The organism is Actinokineospora sp. NBRC 105648 (assembly GCF_030269645.1).
Lineage (GTDB): Bacteria > Actinomycetota > Actinomycetes > Mycobacteriales > Pseudonocardiaceae > Actinokineospora.
Genome location: NZ_BSTR01000007.1, coordinates 96,784 through 111,727, shown reverse-complemented (window position 1 = coordinate 111,727; position 14,944 = coordinate 96,784). Strand labels below are relative to the sequence as shown.

General features: G+C 73.0%; 13 protein-coding genes. 6 read left to right on the top strand and 7 right to left on the bottom strand.

The genetic code is table 11. The annotated features are described in order from the left end of the window. Positions 1 to 89: 89 nt before the first annotated feature. Positions 90 to 1,187 carry a S8 family peptidase gene (locus tag QSK30_RS09330; protein WP_285501388.1) on the top strand — a complete coding sequence of 366 codons (1,098 nt, stop codon included), beginning with the start codon at positions 90 to 92 and terminating at the stop codon, positions 1,185 to 1,187. On the opposite strand, the gene QSK30_RS09325 is transcribed toward QSK30_RS09330, so the two are convergent. From QSK30_RS09325 to QSK30_RS09310, 4 genes are all read right to left on the bottom strand, one after another. Beyond that, entirely contained in the window at positions 1,101 to 3,431 is a 2,331-nt protein-coding gene (locus QSK30_RS09325; RefSeq protein WP_285501387.1) for a CHAT domain-containing protein, read from the bottom strand. The two genes, QSK30_RS09330 and QSK30_RS09325, sit on opposite strands and share 87 nt — an antisense overlap. Next, positions 3,428 to 4,126 (bottom strand): hypothetical protein, encoded by a 699-nt coding sequence (locus QSK30_RS09320; RefSeq protein WP_285501385.1) that lies wholly within the window; start codon positions 4,124 to 4,126, stop codon positions 3,428 to 3,430. Before QSK30_RS09320 ends, QSK30_RS09325 begins: the two co-directional genes overlap by 4 nt. Positions 4,127 to 4,199: 73 nt before the next feature. Continuing rightward, positions 4,200 to 4,760 (bottom strand): RNA polymerase sigma factor, encoded by a 561-nt coding sequence (locus tag QSK30_RS09315; protein ID WP_285501384.1) that lies wholly within the window; start codon positions 4,758 to 4,760, stop codon positions 4,200 to 4,202. A gap of 84 nt (positions 4,761 to 4,844) precedes the next feature. Further along, positions 4,845 to 6,011 carry a pyridoxal phosphate-dependent aminotransferase gene (locus tag QSK30_RS09310; protein ID WP_285501383.1) on the bottom strand — a complete coding sequence of 389 codons (1,167 nt, stop codon included), beginning with the start codon at positions 6,009 to 6,011 and terminating at the stop codon, positions 4,845 to 4,847. An 86-nt stretch (positions 6,012 to 6,097) separates the two neighbouring features. Here QSK30_RS09310 and QSK30_RS09305 point away from each other — a divergent pair, with 86 nt between their 5' ends. After that, positions 6,098 to 7,300, top strand: coding sequence for a DUF445 domain-containing protein (locus QSK30_RS09305; protein WP_285501612.1), 1,203 nt, complete (start codon positions 6,098 to 6,100; stop codon positions 7,298 to 7,300). Positions 7,301 to 7,669: 369 nt separating this feature from the next. Here the strand turns inward: QSK30_RS09305 and QSK30_RS09300 are convergent, their stop codons facing one another. Continuing rightward, positions 7,670 to 8,131 (bottom strand): CGNR zinc finger domain-containing protein, encoded by a 462-nt coding sequence (locus QSK30_RS09300; RefSeq protein ID WP_285501382.1) that lies wholly within the window; start codon positions 8,129 to 8,131, stop codon positions 7,670 to 7,672. Between the two features lie 83 nt (positions 8,132 to 8,214). Here QSK30_RS09300 and QSK30_RS09295 point away from each other — a divergent pair, with 83 nt between their 5' ends. From QSK30_RS09295 to QSK30_RS09280, 4 genes are all read left to right on the top strand, one after another. Further along, the gene (locus QSK30_RS09295) at positions 8,215 to 8,577 is read left to right on the top strand and encodes a VOC family protein (protein ID WP_285501380.1); all 363 of its coding nucleotides are present in this window, start codon (positions 8,215 to 8,217) and stop codon (positions 8,575 to 8,577) included. Between the two features lie 63 nt (positions 8,578 to 8,640). Further along, positions 8,641 to 9,165, top strand: coding sequence for a PadR family transcriptional regulator (locus QSK30_RS09290; protein WP_285501377.1), 525 nt, complete (start codon positions 8,641 to 8,643; stop codon positions 9,163 to 9,165). Further along, positions 9,162 to 9,842, top strand: a complete 681-nt coding sequence (locus tag QSK30_RS09285; RefSeq protein ID WP_285501376.1) for an ABC transporter ATP-binding protein — start codon at positions 9,162 to 9,164, stop codon at positions 9,840 to 9,842. Before QSK30_RS09290 ends, QSK30_RS09285 begins: the two co-directional genes overlap by 4 nt. Next, positions 9,839 to 12,133 carry an ABC transporter permease gene (locus QSK30_RS09280; RefSeq protein ID WP_285501374.1) on the top strand — a complete coding sequence of 765 codons (2,295 nt, stop codon included), beginning with the start codon at positions 9,839 to 9,841 and terminating at the stop codon, positions 12,131 to 12,133. Before QSK30_RS09285 ends, QSK30_RS09280 begins: the two co-directional genes overlap by 4 nt. A 177-nt stretch (positions 12,134 to 12,310) precedes the next feature. Here QSK30_RS09280 and QSK30_RS09275 read toward each other — a convergent pair whose 3' ends face one another. Together QSK30_RS09275 and QSK30_RS09270 are read right to left on the bottom strand one after the other, a co-directional pair. Beyond that, the gene (locus QSK30_RS09275; protein ID WP_285501372.1) at positions 12,311 to 13,021 is read right to left on the bottom strand and encodes a phytanoyl-CoA dioxygenase family protein; all 711 of its coding nucleotides are present in this window, start codon (positions 13,019 to 13,021) and stop codon (positions 12,311 to 12,313) included. A 46-nt stretch (positions 13,022 to 13,067) separates the two neighbouring features. Then, positions 13,068 to 14,930, bottom strand: coding sequence for a helix-turn-helix domain-containing protein (locus QSK30_RS09270; RefSeq protein WP_285501370.1), 1,863 nt, complete (start codon positions 14,928 to 14,930; stop codon positions 13,068 to 13,070). Positions 14,931 to 14,944 lie beyond the last annotated feature (14 nt).

The window sequence follows — 14,944 nt, the reverse complement described above, 5'->3', positions numbered from 1 at the left end:
CGTGATCACCGACAGTGGAAATCACTGGACCGGGTGATACAGCGACTTCTTCCGAGCGAGTGCGCGATCGGGGCAGCACGGTGTCCGTTGTGCACACAGACCGCAGCCGGAACCCGTTGTCGCGCCTCGCCGAACGCAGGCCCGACCTCTTGCTGCACGACCCGGGTGGCCCCGCGGAGTGCCTCGTCCGCCGCGGTCAGCTGATCGTCCCGCGCGACCGCCTCCCGGACGCGGTGCGCGCGCTGGACCGCTGGATCGAGGCGGTGGACCCGTCCGAGCACGCTCGGCTGCGCCTGCGCCCCGGCCTCGACTGCGTCCGCGTCGCCGCGGACCTGGCCGACCGGGTCCCGGTCGCGGCCAACCACGTGCACTCCGTGCTGGTCGGCGCGCCGATCCTGCACGGCACCGGCGCGCGGCCGGTGCCCGCGCCGCTGCCGCCGGAACCCGCGCGGGTGGACTGGGCGCCGCCGGTCACGGTTCTCCTGCTGGACACCGGGGTGGACCCGCACCCGTGGTTCGTGGGGCGGCCGTGGTTCGGCGACTGGGGCCTGGAGGCGCTCGACGCCGACGGCGACGGGGTCGAGGACCGCCAAGCGGGGCACGGCACCTTCGTCGCGGGTGTCCTCCTGCGACACGCGCCCGGGGTGCGGATCCGTCAGCACCCCGTGTTGTCCTCGCAGGGTCTTACCGACGACCGCACAGTGGCCACGACGTTGCGCCGCGCGCGCCATTTGGCCCACGCGCGCGGGGAGACCGTGGACATCCTCTTGCTCACGGCGGGTTGCCACACATCAGACGACCGTTGCCCGCCGGTGCTGGCCCGCGAGCTGTCCCACTGGCCCACCGTCGTCGCGGCGGCGGGGAATTCCGGCTCCGCGCGGCCGTTCTGGCCCGCTGCCCTGCCGACGGTCACCGCCGTCGGCGCCGCGGCCGCCGACGGGAGCCCGGCGCCGTTCTCCAACCACGGCCCGTGGGTCGACCGCCTCGCGCCCGGGGTCGACATCGTCAGCGCGCACGTCCACCTGGTCGCGGGCACCCGGACCTACGGCGCGGCGCGGTGGAGCGGCACGTCGTTCGCGGCCCCGTTCGTGGCCGCCGAGCTAGCCGCCGAACGCCACGAAGCCCAGGTCGCCGTGCCGGACCTGGGCCCTGGCCAGGGCGTCGGGAGCGTCCACACCGGCCACTAGGTGCTCGTGCAGCGCCTCGACCAGACCCAGGCTGCGCGCGTCGGGCACCGGCACCGTGCCCGCGACGACCGCCCGGGCGCCGCGGTCGAGCAGGACCCGAGGCAGCCCGACCGCCGACTCGCACCCGGACAGCACCACCACCCGCGGTGGCCGGTCGAGCCGGTCGAGGTCGTGGCCGAACAGGCTCCGGTCCGCCAGGTGCACCGCGGCGAACAACGGCGCCTCCGCCCGCCGGACGCAGTGCGCCGCGATGTGCACGGTGTCCTGGCCCTCCATCGCGCGCAGCACCCCGTCGGCGGTGGCCGCGGCCCCGGTGAGCAGCGTGCCCCCGTGCCTGCGGTGCAGCGCGGCGACCTCGGCCTCCGCGTGCTCCAGGCCCGGCCCGGCCACCCACAGCCGCGACGTCGTGGCGGCTCGGACCTGGCGCGCCCGCAGCCAATGCGCCGCCGAGGGGGCCACCGCCACCGCCCGCCCGTGGTTGCCGGGCAGCGCCGCCCACGGGACCCGCAGCAGGCTGTCGGTGGGGAGCACAACCAGCGGCCGGACCGCGCTGCCGATCCGCCGCAGCAGCAAGGAGTCCAGCACCTCCGCCGCCTGCGCCACCGCGGCTTGGCCGTGATCGCTCACCGCGCCCAGCGCCGCACTGCGCCACAGCGCGCCCGCCGCGCCCTCGACGAGGTCCGCCTCGCCGAGGTCGTGCAGCCGGAAGTGGCCCTCGACGACCGTCACGGCGTGCATCCGTCCACAGTGGAGGAAGAGGTTGAGCACCATCGTGCCCGCCGCCTGCGCCTCGTCGGCGACCGCGGACACCTCCAGCGCACCGGCCCGGCCGACGACCACGTCGACGTCGTCCGGCCCGGCGCCGGAGGCGATCCGCATGCCGTGGAACTCCTTGAACCGCAGGCCAGGGGCGTGCTGGGTCGGTACGCCGGTGTCGAACACCGGCCGGTCCGGCCCGTCGGTGGGCCGCACCTCGGGCTCCCTCTTGGGCGCCGGGCCGTTCTCGTCCCGGTGGGTCTGCCCGTCCGCGTCGAGGTCCTGGCCTGCGAACCGCCAGGTGTTCGCCGAGCGGTCCCAGGTGGCGCGCGGCCGGACCTGGGCCGAGCGCTCCCGCTCCACCCACTCGAAGACGAGCCGGGGGCAACCTGACCGCATCGCCGCCGCCAGGCCCGCGGCGGCCAACTCGGCGGACCCGCCATCCGCGCCGAGTCCGGCCCGGCAGGCCGCGAGCACCTCGTCGGGCGTCTTTGCCAACCGTGCTTGCGCGAGCCACCCCAGGGCTCTTAGCTCCGGGGTGTCGGAAAACCGTTCTGGAGCAACCAGTTCCGGTAGTCCTGCCGCCAGACGCAGCTCGACTGCGACGCTCCGTTGGCCTGCTTGTTCGCACTCATCGGCCAAGGTGGGGTCGACCGGCGTCTCCGGGTCGGCGAGTGCCGCGAGGCTCTGCGCCTCCGGGAGTCGAGCGGCGGGCAGGAGTTCGGTCGCCTGACGGGCCGCGGTTCGGGCGGTGGGCAGGTCACCCGCGCGCAGCGCGTGCCAGCCGTGGGCCAGGGTCGCCTCGCCGAACGCCGGACCCCGACCGGTGGCGCCGAGGAGCTTGCCCGCCCGGGCCAGTTCGGTGCCGGCCTCGCTGACCAGACCGGCGGCGAGCAGGGCCGCCGCGCGGTCGAGCAGCACCTCGGGCCTGCGCGCCACATCGATCCCGGCCGCCGCGTAGTGCGCCAGCGCCGTCGGGATGTCCCCGGCCTGGGCCGCGACGAACCCCCGGTTGTGCGTGCAGGTGGCCGCCCGCTCGACCATCCCCAGTCCACTGTAGATAGTGGAGGCGGTGCGCAGCGCGCGGTCGGCGAACGCGAACCGCCGCAGGCACGCCGCGCTGACCCCCAGCCCGACCAGGGCGTTCGCTCGCCACAGCGGGTCATCGGCCAACGCGTCGGCCGCGGCAGTCAGCACCGGGTAGGCCTCCGCGTGCGCGCTGTCGCCGCACAGGACCAGCCCGGCCAGGCAGTCCGCCCGCGCCACCAGCGCCGCGGGGAGCGCTGGCCGGGCGAGGGTGATCAGCCCGGCGCACTCGTCGCGTTCCCCGAGCACGTGGCACACCCAGGCCAACACCAACCGCGACTCGGCCTGCTTGCCCGCAGACGTCGCCGCTCGCACCGCGGCCGCGGCGGCGGCCCGGGCCCGCAACGGCAACCCGCGCTCCTGCAGCTCGACGGCCGCCGCGTGCCACTTCGCCCAGCTCACCGCAACCACGCCGAGACCAGCGGCGGACCGCAGAACCGGTGCAGCACAAGCCGAACCCGCCCCGGCTCGAGCGGCCCGGAGAAACACCCGAGCGAGTCCACCGGCAGCAGCGCGGCGCCAACCCGGGAGTGCACCTCCACCCGAGCGGTGCCGACGGCGAGGCCGGTCACCCGATCGCCGAGCTCGACCAGGATGCCGTCCTCACCGCGGAACAACTGGCGGGGCCCACGCATCAAGGGGCAGGGCTCCAACACCAACTCCAGCGGAGTGCTCTCCACACCGAGCAACGCCCCCGCGAACACAGCCGCCTCAACCACGCGCCGCGGGACCGGGTCGATCCGATCGAGCAGGCCCGCCAACTCACCCAAGAGCTCGCCGTCAGTCACACCGCCACCCCCTCGGAAAGCACCCGGCGGTGCTGGGTTGGTTGTGTTGGAGAGGTGCCCAACGAGCACAGGACGCGCGACCAGCTCCCGAGGGACCCGTTCACTGAGGCTCGGCAGGCGCCACGCGCCGCCGAGCCTGCCGCCGAGCCTGCCGCCGAGCCTGCCGCCGAGCCTGCCGCCGAGCCTGCCGCCGAGCCTGCCGCCGAGCCTGCCGCCGAGCCTGCCGCCGAGCCTGCCGCCGAGCCTGCCGCCGAGCCTGCGTTCGGCCGGTGGGGCGAAGTCCGGTGCTGGGTGGCGAGTTCGGACCACTGGCTTCCCGCCACCTTGGTGGTGGGTGGTTCGGACTTTCCTCGATGCTGGGTGCGTCCCAGTGCGTCCGGGCTCATCCGGCGGCCTCGTCGGGCATGCCGAGCACGGCGAGTTGCTTGCGCAGGGCGTGTAGGCAGCGGCCGCGGGCGGTGCCCACGCTGCTCGTTCCGAGGCCGATCGCGCGACCGAGTTGGGCGTAGCTCAGTTCGGGGGCGTAGGCCATCAGGCCCAGCAACCTGCGGCAGCGTTCGTTGAGCGTGTTGTACGCCCGCCACAGGAGGTCGTCGCGGAAGCCGCGCAGGGCGATGGCCTCCGGCCACTCGTCGGCCCACGGTGCGTCGACCCAGCCGGGCTCGACCGGCACCTCCCGCCGGTTGAGGACCCGTAGGCACTCGCGGCGGGCGGTGGTGGTGAGCCAGGCCGCCAACCGCTGCGGGGAATGCAGCGTGGCCGCGTGCTCGGCCAGTGCCACCCAGGTGTTCTGGCTGACGTCGGCGGCGTCGGCCTCGCTCAGCCGGTGCGCCCGCGCGACTCGCCACACCACTCCCGCGTACCGCTCGACCAGCGCCCGCCAAGCCCGTTGGTCGCCGTCGACGGCCCGCGCCAGCAGGTCCGTCGTGGGTTCGTCCACCATGCCGTCCTCCCTCCGAGATCCCCTTCCGGCGGTTCGGACGGGGGTCGTCGCAGGTAGGCTCCGCAGGCCCCTCGAAGGAGTGAACTATCCGAGTCGGTGCAGGCGCGCGATGGCCTCGTCGAGCACCTCGTCGCGCTTGCAGAAGGCGAATCGCACGATGTGGGCCCAGCGCCCCGGGTTGTCGGTGAACACCTGCACCGGCACCGCGGCCACGCCGATCCGCTCGGGCAGCGCCCGGCAGAACTCCAGGCCGTCGGTGTAGCCGAGCGGGCGGACGTCGGCGCACACGAAGTACGTGCCCTCCGCCGCGCGCACCCCGAAGCCCGCCTCGGCCAGGCCCTTGGACAGCCGGGTTCGCTTGTCCGCCAACGAGTCCCGCAGGTCGTCGACCCAGGCGGACTCCGCGCGCAGCGCGTAGGCGACCGCGGGCTGGAACGGCGCGCCCCCGACGAAGGTCAGGAACTGCTTCGCCGCGCGCACCGCGGCCACCAGCTCGGCGGGCCCGCACACCCAGCCGATCTTCCAGCCGGTGCAGTTGAAGCTCTTGCCCGCGCTGGAGATCGTCAGGGTCCGCTCGGCCATCCCCGGCAGCGAGCCCAGCGGGATGTGCGCGCGACCGTCGAAGAGCAGGTCCTCGTAGACCTCGTCGGTGATCGCGATCAGGTCGTGCTCGACGCAGACGGCGGCGATCGCCTCCAGTTCGGCCCGGGTGAGCACGCTGCCGGTCGGGTTGTGCGGGGTGTTGACCAGGATCGCCCGGGTCCGCGGGGTGACCGCGGCCCGCAGCGCGTCCACGTCCAGGCCGAACCGGCCGGACGGGTCCTCGGTCAGCGAGACGACGGTCCGGGTGGCCCCCGCCATGGCGACCGCGGCGGCGTAGGAGTCGTAGTAGGGCTCGAACAGGATCACCTCGTCGCCCGCCTCCACCAGCGCCACCAGCGAGGCGGCGATGGCCTCCGTGGCGCCCACCGTGACCAGGATCTCGGTGTCGGGGTCGAAGGCCGTCCCGTACCGCGCACGCCGCTCGGCGATCGCCGCCCGCAGCTCCGGGCGGCCGGGGCCGGGCGGGTACTGGTTGACGCCCGCGGCGATGGCGTCCTGGGCGGCGGTGAGCATCCCGGCCGGGCCGTCGGTGTCCGGGAATCCCTGGCCGAGGTTGACCGCGCCGGTGCGCACGGCGAGCGCGGTCATCTCCGCGAAGATCGTCGAGGTGAACGGGCGCAGGCGCGGCACGAGGCTGGTTCGGGGCACGGGACAGCATCCTCACGGAGAATGGACCCGTGGAGCAACTGACAGCCGTCCCCGGCGATGAGCAGAAGCGGGTAGCGCTGCGGAGGATGAAGCTGGTCGCGCTGGCCTTCCTGGGCGTGGCGACCGTCATCTTCCTGGCCGCCACCCTGTGGCCGGACCCGCCCGCGTGGGTCGGCTACGTCAAGGCGGCGGCCGAGGCGGGCATGGTGGGCGCGCTGGCCGACTGGTTCGCCGTGACCGCGCTGTTCCGCCGCCCGCTCGGCCTGCCGATCCCGCACACCGCGATCATCCCGACCAAGAAGGACGTGCTGGGCGAGAGCCTGGGGGAGTTCGTCGGCTCCAACTTCCTGTCCGAGTCGGTGGTGCGCGAGCGGCTGCGCCGGGTCGGAGTGGCGGCCCGGCTGGGCGGTTGGCTCGCCGAGCCGGACAACGCCGAGCGGGTCACCTCCGAGCTGGCCACGGTCGTGCGCGGGGCGGTCACGGTGCTGCGCGACGAGGACGTGCAGGCGGTGATGGAGCAGGCCGTGGTCTCGCGGATCGTGGCCGTGCCGTGGGGCCCGCCGCTGGGCAAGCTGCTGGAGCGGGTCTTCGCCGACGGTTCGCACCACAAGCTGGTGGACCTGATGTGCGACCGCGCGTACGAGTGGGTCAAGGGCAACTACGACCAGGTCATGGGCGTGGTCTCGAACCGGGCGCCGTCCTGGTCGCCGAAGTTCTTCGACTCCCTGGTCGCCGACAAGGTCTACGGCGAGGTCCTCTCGTTCGCCTGGGCGGTCAAGACCGACGTGAACCACCCGATGCGCCTCGCCCTGGACAAGTTCCTCGGCGAGTTCGCCGGTGACCTGCAGCGCGACCCGAAGGTGATGGAGCGCGCCGAGCAGGTCAAGCAGCAGGTCCTCGAGCACTCCGAGGTGCAGAACCTGATCGGCTCGGCTTGGTCGACGGCGAAGAAGATGCTCTTGGACGCCGCCGAGGACCCCTCGAGCGAACTGCGCACCCGCGTCCGCGCGGGCCTGATGACCCTCGGCGCGCGCCTGGTCTCCGACGAGTCCCTGCGCGCCAAGGCCGACAGCTGGGTGGAGGGCGCCGCCGCCTACGTCGTCCTCAACTACCGCGACGAGATCACCACCCTGATCACCGACACGGTCCAGCGCTGGGACGCCGAGGAGACCTCGCGGAAGATCGAACTCCAGGTGGGCCGCGACCTCCAGTTCATCCGGATCAACGGCACGGTGGTCGGTGCCCTGGCAGGCCTGGTGATCTACACGGTGGCCCAGCTGATCACCTGACCCCACCGGCACGGAGCCAGGCCGGTGGGGCAGGCGCGAACCCGATGCCCCTTCGGGGACCGACTGGGCTGGGTCGAGCGGTGTTCGTGCTGTCTGCAGGATCAGGTGGGGTCGGTGCCGACCATGGTGATGGTCGCCTGCGGTGATGGTGGCCCGCACGGCCGGTGGCTGAGGGCGGCCGTGCGGTGCTTGGCTGGGGGCGCGGTGGCCTCGTTCTGCTGAGGCGCGGTTTTGGGTGAGTAGGCGCGGCGGCAGCCACTGGGCGCGGTGAGCACTGGGTCGAGGGCTTTGGAGACTTGAACGCGCCACTGCTCCCAGCGCGGTCCAGGGCTCGGTGGGCGTGGGCGACTGACACTCCCTCGCGGGGTGTCAGCTCAGTTTGGAGCGTTCGCGCCAGGCTCGGGCCTTCTCCCGGTTACCGCACACGCGCATGGAGCACCAGGTTCGGGAGCGGTTGCGGGAGCGGTCGAAGAAGGCCCACTCGCAGTCGTCGGCGGGGCAGATCTTCATCCGGGACCACTCGCCCAGCACCGCGAGGCGGGTGGCGGCCGCCAGCACGGCGCCGGTCACCTCGGCGGCGACCAGTTCCGGGGTCTCGCCCAGTTCCACGGTGACGGATACCGGCGGTGGCTTGGGTGCCTCGGTCCCGCCGACGGACGCGCGGAGGCCGTCGCGGACCGGGCGGGCGCGGGTCGGGTCGTCGGCCAGGTCGCGCTCGGCCAGCCAGGCGTGCCAGCGCACCGGGTCGTCCAGGACGTCCGTGTGCTGTTCGACGTCGACCGTGTTGAGGAAGTCGAGGACCAGCTCCACGTCGTGGGCCGTACTGCTCACGACACCACTGTAGGCCGGATACCGGTTGTGGGTCCCCGACGTAACTCGCATACTGATTTCGCTAGTTACTACTAGGAGGCCCCATGTCGGTTCCCACGTTGTCCGCTGTCGTCCTCGACTGCCCGGACGCGCGTGCCCTGTCGAACTTCTACGCGAGCCTGCTCGGGTGGGCGCCCGCTCCGGAGCCCGCCGAGGGCGTCACCTGGTACTCGATCAAGGGCGGCAGCGGGCGCATCGACTTCCAGCAGATCTACGGCTACCGGTCGCCCACCTGGCCCGAGGGTGGTCACCCGCAGCAACTCCACTTGGACCTGGCCGTCGATGACCTCGCCGCCGCCCACGAGCGGGCGGTCGCCCTGGGCGCGACGCCGCTCGACCGGTCCGACGAGTCGTTCTGGGTCTACGCCGACCCGGCCGGGCACCCGTTCTGCCTCTGCGCGTGCTGATCGAGTTCGACCAGCTCACCCTCCTATTCTCTGTGTGTATACACGTGTAGTACAGTGCCGCTCATGTCAATCGGACACGCCCTGCTGGGGTTACTGGAGACCGGGCCCCGGCACGGGTACGACCTCAAGCGCGTCTACGACGAGCGCTTCGGTCAGGACCGGCCGCTGGCCTACGGGCAGGTCTACTCAACGCTGTCTCGGCTCCTGCGCAACGGACTGGTGGTGGAGAGTGGCATCGAGGCTGGGGGCGGCCCGGAACGCAAGCGCTACGCGATCACGGACGCGGGTGTCACGGATGTCGGGGCGTGGCTGGTGACCCCGGAGAACCCGCAGATCTACCTGAACAGCGCGCTCTACACCAAGGTGGTGCTCGCGCTGATGTCCGGGCGCGACGCGGAGGTGGTGCTCGACACGCAGCGCGCGGCGCACCTGAAGGCGATGCGGGAGCTGACCGCGCGCAAGCGCGACGGTGACCTCGCCGACCAGCTGATCTGCGACCACGCGCTGTTCCACCTCGAGGCCGACCTGCGCTGGCTGGAGTTGACGGCGGCGCGGCTGAACGAGCTGCGTGAGCAGGTGGCCGGATGAGCGAGGTCCTGCTGAGCGGCACCAACCTGGGCAAGGCGTTCGGCAGCACGCCCGCCCTCGACAGCGCGGACCTGTCGGTGCGCCGCGGTGAGATCGTGGCCGTCATGGGCCCGTCCGGCTCCGGCAAGTCGACGCTGCTGCACTGCCTGGCGGGCATCGTCACGCCGGACACCGGGGTGGTCCTGTTCGAGGGCCGGGAACTGTCGTCGATGTCGGACAAGGCGCGCAGCGCACTGCGCCGGGGCGAGTTCGGGTTCGTCTTCCAGTTCGGCCAGCTCGTCCCGGAACTGTCCTGTGTGGAGAACGTCGCGCTGCCGCTGCGCCTGGGTGGTGCCAAGCGCAAGGCGGCCGAGGCCACGGCCCGGGAGTGGCTGGCGCGCCTGCAGGTCGAGGACATCGCGGCCAAGCGGCCGAGTGAGGTCTCCGGCGGCCAGGGGCAGCGCGTGGCGGTCGCCCGGGCCCTGGTCACCGGCCCGAAGGTGATCTTCGCCGACGAGCCGACCGGCGCGCTGGACTCGCTCAGCGGCGAGCAGGTGATGCGCCTGCTGGTCGGCACCGCGAAGGAGACCGGCGCGGCGGTCGTGCTGGTCACCCACGAGGCCCGGGTGGCCGCGTACTCCGACCGCGAGGTCGTGGTCCGCGACGGTCGTACCCGGCACGTGGAGCTGGTCCCGTGAGGGCCTGGCTCAACGACCTGGCCATCGGGGTCCGGCTGGCCGTCGGGGGCGGCCGGACCCCGATGGCCAGGTTCCTGCTGAGCACGCTCGGGATCGCCATCGCGGTCGCGGTGCTGCTGCTGGCTTCCTCGGTGAGCACGGTGGTGCACGCCCGCGACAGCCGCGCGGCGGCCGGGATGGCCGACAGCAGGCAGATCGAGGGGGTGGCGCCGACCACCTACATGCCCGCCTCGACGCAGTGGCACGAGATCGAGGTCCTGGAGCTGTTCGTCGCCGGTACCGGGCCGAACTCCCCGGTGCCCCGGGGCATCCCCCGGCTGCCCGCCGCGGACGAGATCTACGTGTCCCCCGCGCTCGCCGCCACCCTCGCCGACCCCGACAACGGACTGCTGCGCGAGCGGTTCCCGCAGCGGATCGCGGGCGTCATCGACGCCGACACCATCGTCGACCCGCGCCAGCACCTGCTCTACGGCGGGATCGGCGCGCTGCAGCCGGAATCCCCGATGCTGGTGTACGCCTTCGGCAACGCGCCGGTGTTCGAGCACGACATGGATCCCGGACTGCTCCTGCTGTTGCTGCTCGGCACCGTGGCGCTGCTGGTGCCGGTGTTCATCTTCCTGGCCGCCAGCACCCGGATCGCCGGGGCCGAGCGCGACCGCAGGCTGTCCGCGCTGCGGCTCGTCGGCGCCGACGGCAGGCAGGTGCGCCGCATCGCCGCCGCTGAGACGCTGGTCAGCGCCTGCGCCGGGCTGGTGCTCGGGTGGGCGCTGTTCCTCGGTGGCCGGGAGCTGGCGACCGGGGTGACCCTGATGGGGATCAGTGTTCCCCCGCAGGACATCAGGCCGATCTGGTGGCTGGCCGTGCTGGTCGTGCTGGCCATCCCGGCGCTGGCCCTCTCGACCGCGCAGTTCGCCTTGCGCGGCACCATCATCGAGCCGCTGGGCGTCGTCCGGCGGGCCAAGCCGGTGCGCAGGCGGATCAGCTGGCGGCTGGCGGTCGTGGCCCTCGGGGTCGTGCTGCTGCTGTGGCGCGGCGGGGTGGGGGCCGGCTACCAGCTGTGGGCCTACGCTATCGCCGCGGGCGCCACCCTGCTGCTGCTCGGCGTGCCGATCCTGCTGCCGTGGGTGGTCGAGCGGGCGGTCGGTCGGCTGCGCGGCGGCCCCACGTCCTGGCAGCTGGCCATCCGCAGGCTGCAGCTCGACAGCGGCACCTCGGCCCGGGTCGTCGGCGGGGTCGCGGTCGTGCTGGCGGGTGCGATCGCCCTGCAGTCCCTGCTCCTCTCGGAGGCGACCCACTACCAGGTCCCCACCCAGATCGAGACCCTCGACCGGTCGCTGATGTCGGTCTACGTCGAGCAGGGCGGCACCCCACGTGCCAGGGAGGCACTGGCGCCGGTCCCCGGTGTGACCGTCGCGTCCGACCCGCGTCGGCTGACCACCTGGTCCGCCGACGGCGTCGAGCTGGGCATGCTCGTGGTGGCCGACTGCGACTACCTGGTCTTGGCGTTCGACCTGCGCGACTGCGCGGACGGGCAGGTGTTCCGCGACCGCGATGCCCGGGTGCAGGAGTTCCCCGCCGCGGGCAGCCGGGTGCGGGTGGACACCGGCGCGGACCACACCTTCGCCCAGGCGAGCGAGTTCGCGGTGCCCACCACGGCCCGCCCGTTGCCCGCGACCCAGTTCGACTACCAGGTCCGGCCCGGCGACCTGATCGTGACGGCGGGCGCGCTGCCCGGGGGCCGGGCGCTGCCCGCCGCCCCGGACAACCTGAAGGTGCGCTTCGACCCGGCCGACCGGGACGCCCCCGAACGCGTCCGCAACGCGCTGCAACCGTTGCGGTGGCTGACCTCGACCTGGACCTCGACCCACTCCGCGCCGCTCACCAGGAACCAGGACTCGTACCTGACCATCCGCCGCGGGCTGCTGATCGGCTCGGTCTTCACCCTGCTGCTGGCCGGGGTGAGCCTGCTGGTGCTGGCGCTGGAGCACATCCGCGAGCGCAGGCGCCCGCTGGCGGTCCTGGCGGCGGGCGGTGTGCCCGGGGGCGTGCTGGCGCGGTCGCTGCTCTGGCAGATCGCCGTGCCGATCGGTTTGGGCGCGGTGGTCGCCGTGGTGACCGGCGTCGGACTGGCGAGCCTGGTCATCGGCGAGACGCTGGGCCCCATGGTCGTCGACTGGTCGGGCGTGGTCGTGATGACCGGCGCGGCCGCCGGGCTCGGGGTGCTGGTCTCGGTGCTGACCCTGCCGTTCCTGCGCAGCGCGACCCGGCTCAACTCCCTGCGCACGGAGTGAGCCGCCGGTGCCGGGGACCGTTTGGGGGTCGGCCCCCGGCACCGAAAATCCACTGTGGACACACTGCAGGACCCAGCACAGGACCAGTGCCACGACCATCGTTCCCTCCCCGGCTCTTCGGACCGGCACACGATGGCAGTGCTGCGCAAGAGGCGTCGGAAGTTGTCCACAGGCCGCCTACATCAGCAGGTAGGCAGCACTTCCCAGGCGTTCGACCGTGGTGTCCGACGGCTGGGTGTCCAGCAGCGTGGTCCCCGCGTTGCGCCGGTGGAACGCGGTCAGGACCGCGTGCCGGGTGGTCGTCGAGCGGTTCGCTGTGCCGGAGTGCCACAGGTGCGAGTTGAACAGCCAGGCCGTGCCCGCCGACCCCAGCAGCAGCACCTGGTCGGGGTGGTCCTCCTGACCGCGCGGCGGGACGAACCCGTAGTCCAGGTGTGAGCCGGGCACGACCCGGGTCGCGCCGTTGTCGGTGGTGAAGTCCACCAGCGCGACGATCGCGTTGCACACCTGCCAACGACCCGGTCCGGCCCGGTCGACGGTGTCCATGTGCAGCGCTTGGCCGCCGTGGTCCGGCTTGCCCGCGCGGTAGTGCATCTCGCTGATCCGGAACTCGGGCCCGAGCAGGTGGCGCACCGCGGCCAGCAGGTTGGGCCGCAGCCACAGCGGGTCGAACACCTTCCCCGCCTCCAGCAGCCCCTTCAGGTGCAGCGTGCCGCCCTGCCTGCCGCTCGAGGGCAGCAGTTCGGCGACCTCGTCCAGGGCGGCCGACACCTGGTCGCCGGTGAGGAACCCGTCGAACCGGCAGTAGCCCAGCTCGTCGAGTTCGCTGAGCTGCTGGGGCGCGAGCAGGTCCGCGCGGACGCCCAGCTCGTCGAGGACCTCGTGCACGTCTCCACATGTAGACCAGCGCGGGCCGCCGCGCCACCGAATTCGCTCAACTGGCGAGACTGGCCAGCCGGAAGAGCCGCAGCGCCAGCTGGATCTCCAGGGCCCGCTCCGGGTCCTGCCAGTCCGCGCCCAGCAGTGAGCCGATCCGCTCCAGCCGCTGCACCACCGTGTTCACGTGCACGTGCAGGACTTCTTTGGCGCGGGTCAGGTTCGCCCCGCTGGTGAAGTAGGCCTCCAGGGTGCGCAGCAGCTCCGTCCCGCGCCGGTCGTCGTACTCCAGCACCGGGCCGATCGTGGTGTGCACGTAGCCCTCCAGGTCGCCGTCGCCGAGCAGCAGCCCGACGAAGCCGAGGTCCGCGGTGGCCGCGCCCTGCCCGGCGCGGCCCAGCGCGAGCAGCGACCGGGTGCACCGCGCCGCCTCGGCGTGCGCGCTCACCAGACCGTCCACTCCGGACACCGGCCCGGCCGCGCCGACCGTCACCGGGGAGTCCACAGTGGATGAAAGGGTCGCCGCGAGCCGGGCCGCCAGCGCGCCCGGCTCCTGCGTCCGGGCGAGCAAGACCACCTGGTCGGCGTGCACGCCGACGAGTGCCGCATAGCGGGCGGCCGCCATCGCCAGCCGTCGTCGGGGTACCTCGGTCGTGGCCACCAGAACCGCGTGCGGCTCGGTCAGGTCGACGCCCAGCCGGTGTCCGCGTGCGATCAACGCGCCCGGGTTGCGGTCGGGCGCGGTGAGCAGGTCGCTCAGCAACTCCCCGCGTACCTCGTCCTCGGCTTGCGCTACCGATCGACGCAGCATGAGAAGAAGCGCGGTAACCACGCCTGCCCGCTCGAACAATCGCCGGTCTGCGTCTACCAGATCACTCTTACCGGTCAACAGGAGCGAACCTAAGAGCTCTTGTCCTGCCTGCACCGCACACACCCATGCGTCTGGTGTGGACACTGCGCGCCCGGACGCCCGCGACGCGACCACCGCGTCCTCCGGAGGGTCCAGCAGTGCACCGCCCACCCGGGCCAGCTCCGTGCCGGACGCGTCGTGCACGGCGATCCCGCCGCCGAGCGTCTCGGCGACGGCGGCGGCCACCTCGGGCAGGTCACCGCCGCGCAGCACCAGGTCCATGAGCAGGTCATGGGTGTCCTCGGCCCGGCGCATGGCCGCGTTGTGCGCGCTGATGGTCGTGTTGGCGGTGTTCAGCTCGGCCAGCGCGAGCCGGGTCTCGTCGAGCAGCCGGGCGTTGTCGATGGCGATCGCGGCGTGGTCGGCCAGCGAGGACAGCAGCGCCACCTCGTCGGGTGAGAAGTCGCGCGCCGCGCGGTCCGCGGCGAACAACACGCCGATCACCTTGCCGCCCAACGCCAGTGGTACGCCCAGGATCGCGGTCAGGCCCTCTTCGTGCACCGAGGAATCGATGGGCGTGGTGTGCCGGAACCGTGTGTCGGCGAAGTAGTCCCTGGTGGCGTACGGCCGCGCCGTTTGCGCCACCAGACCGCCCAAGCCCTCGCCCATGCCGAGGGTGACCTGCTGGAACAGCGCTGACGCCGACCCCTCGGTGACCCGCATGTACGTCTTGCCCGCGTGCTCGTCGTTGAGGGTCAGGTAGGAGACGTCGACGCCGAGCAGCATCCGGGCGCGGCGGACGATGGAGCGCAGGACCGCGTCGGTGTCGCGCAGCCGGGCCAGGTCGCCCGCGGTGTCGAACAGCGCCACCAGCTCGGCCTCGCGGCGGCGGTGCGCGGCCACGGTGGCCCGGATCCGCAACGCGTCCTCAGTGGCACCGGCGAGCGCCGCCAACCCCGCCGGATCGAGTCCCGCGGCCCGCGCGGATGCCGTGACCTGCGCCAACCGGTCAGCGCCTGCCCCGCGCGCGAGTAGACCAAGCAGCTCGCGCACGGCGTCTTGGGCCTTCACGGGGCCATGGTCGC

Bases quoted from the DNA above. Each gene is read 5' to 3' on its own strand.
- QSK30_RS09295 (WP_285501380.1), top strand. From the start codon at position 8,215: ATGTCGGTTCCCACGTTGTCCGCTGTCGTCCTCGACTGCCCGGACGCG.
- QSK30_RS09285 (WP_285501376.1), top strand. From the start codon at position 9,162: ATGAGCGAGGTCCTGCTGAGCGGCACCAACCTGGGCAAGGCGTTCGGC.
- QSK30_RS09305 (WP_285501612.1), top strand. From the start codon at position 6,098: ATGAAGCTGGTCGCGCTGGCCTTCCTGGGCGTGGCGACCGTCATCTTC.
- QSK30_RS09315 (WP_285501384.1), bottom strand. From the start codon at position 4,760: ATGGTGGACGAACCCACGACGGACCTGCTGGCGCGGGCCGTCGACGGC.
- QSK30_RS09290 (WP_285501377.1), top strand. From the start codon at position 8,641: ATGTCAATCGGACACGCCCTGCTGGGGTTACTGGAGACCGGGCCCCGG.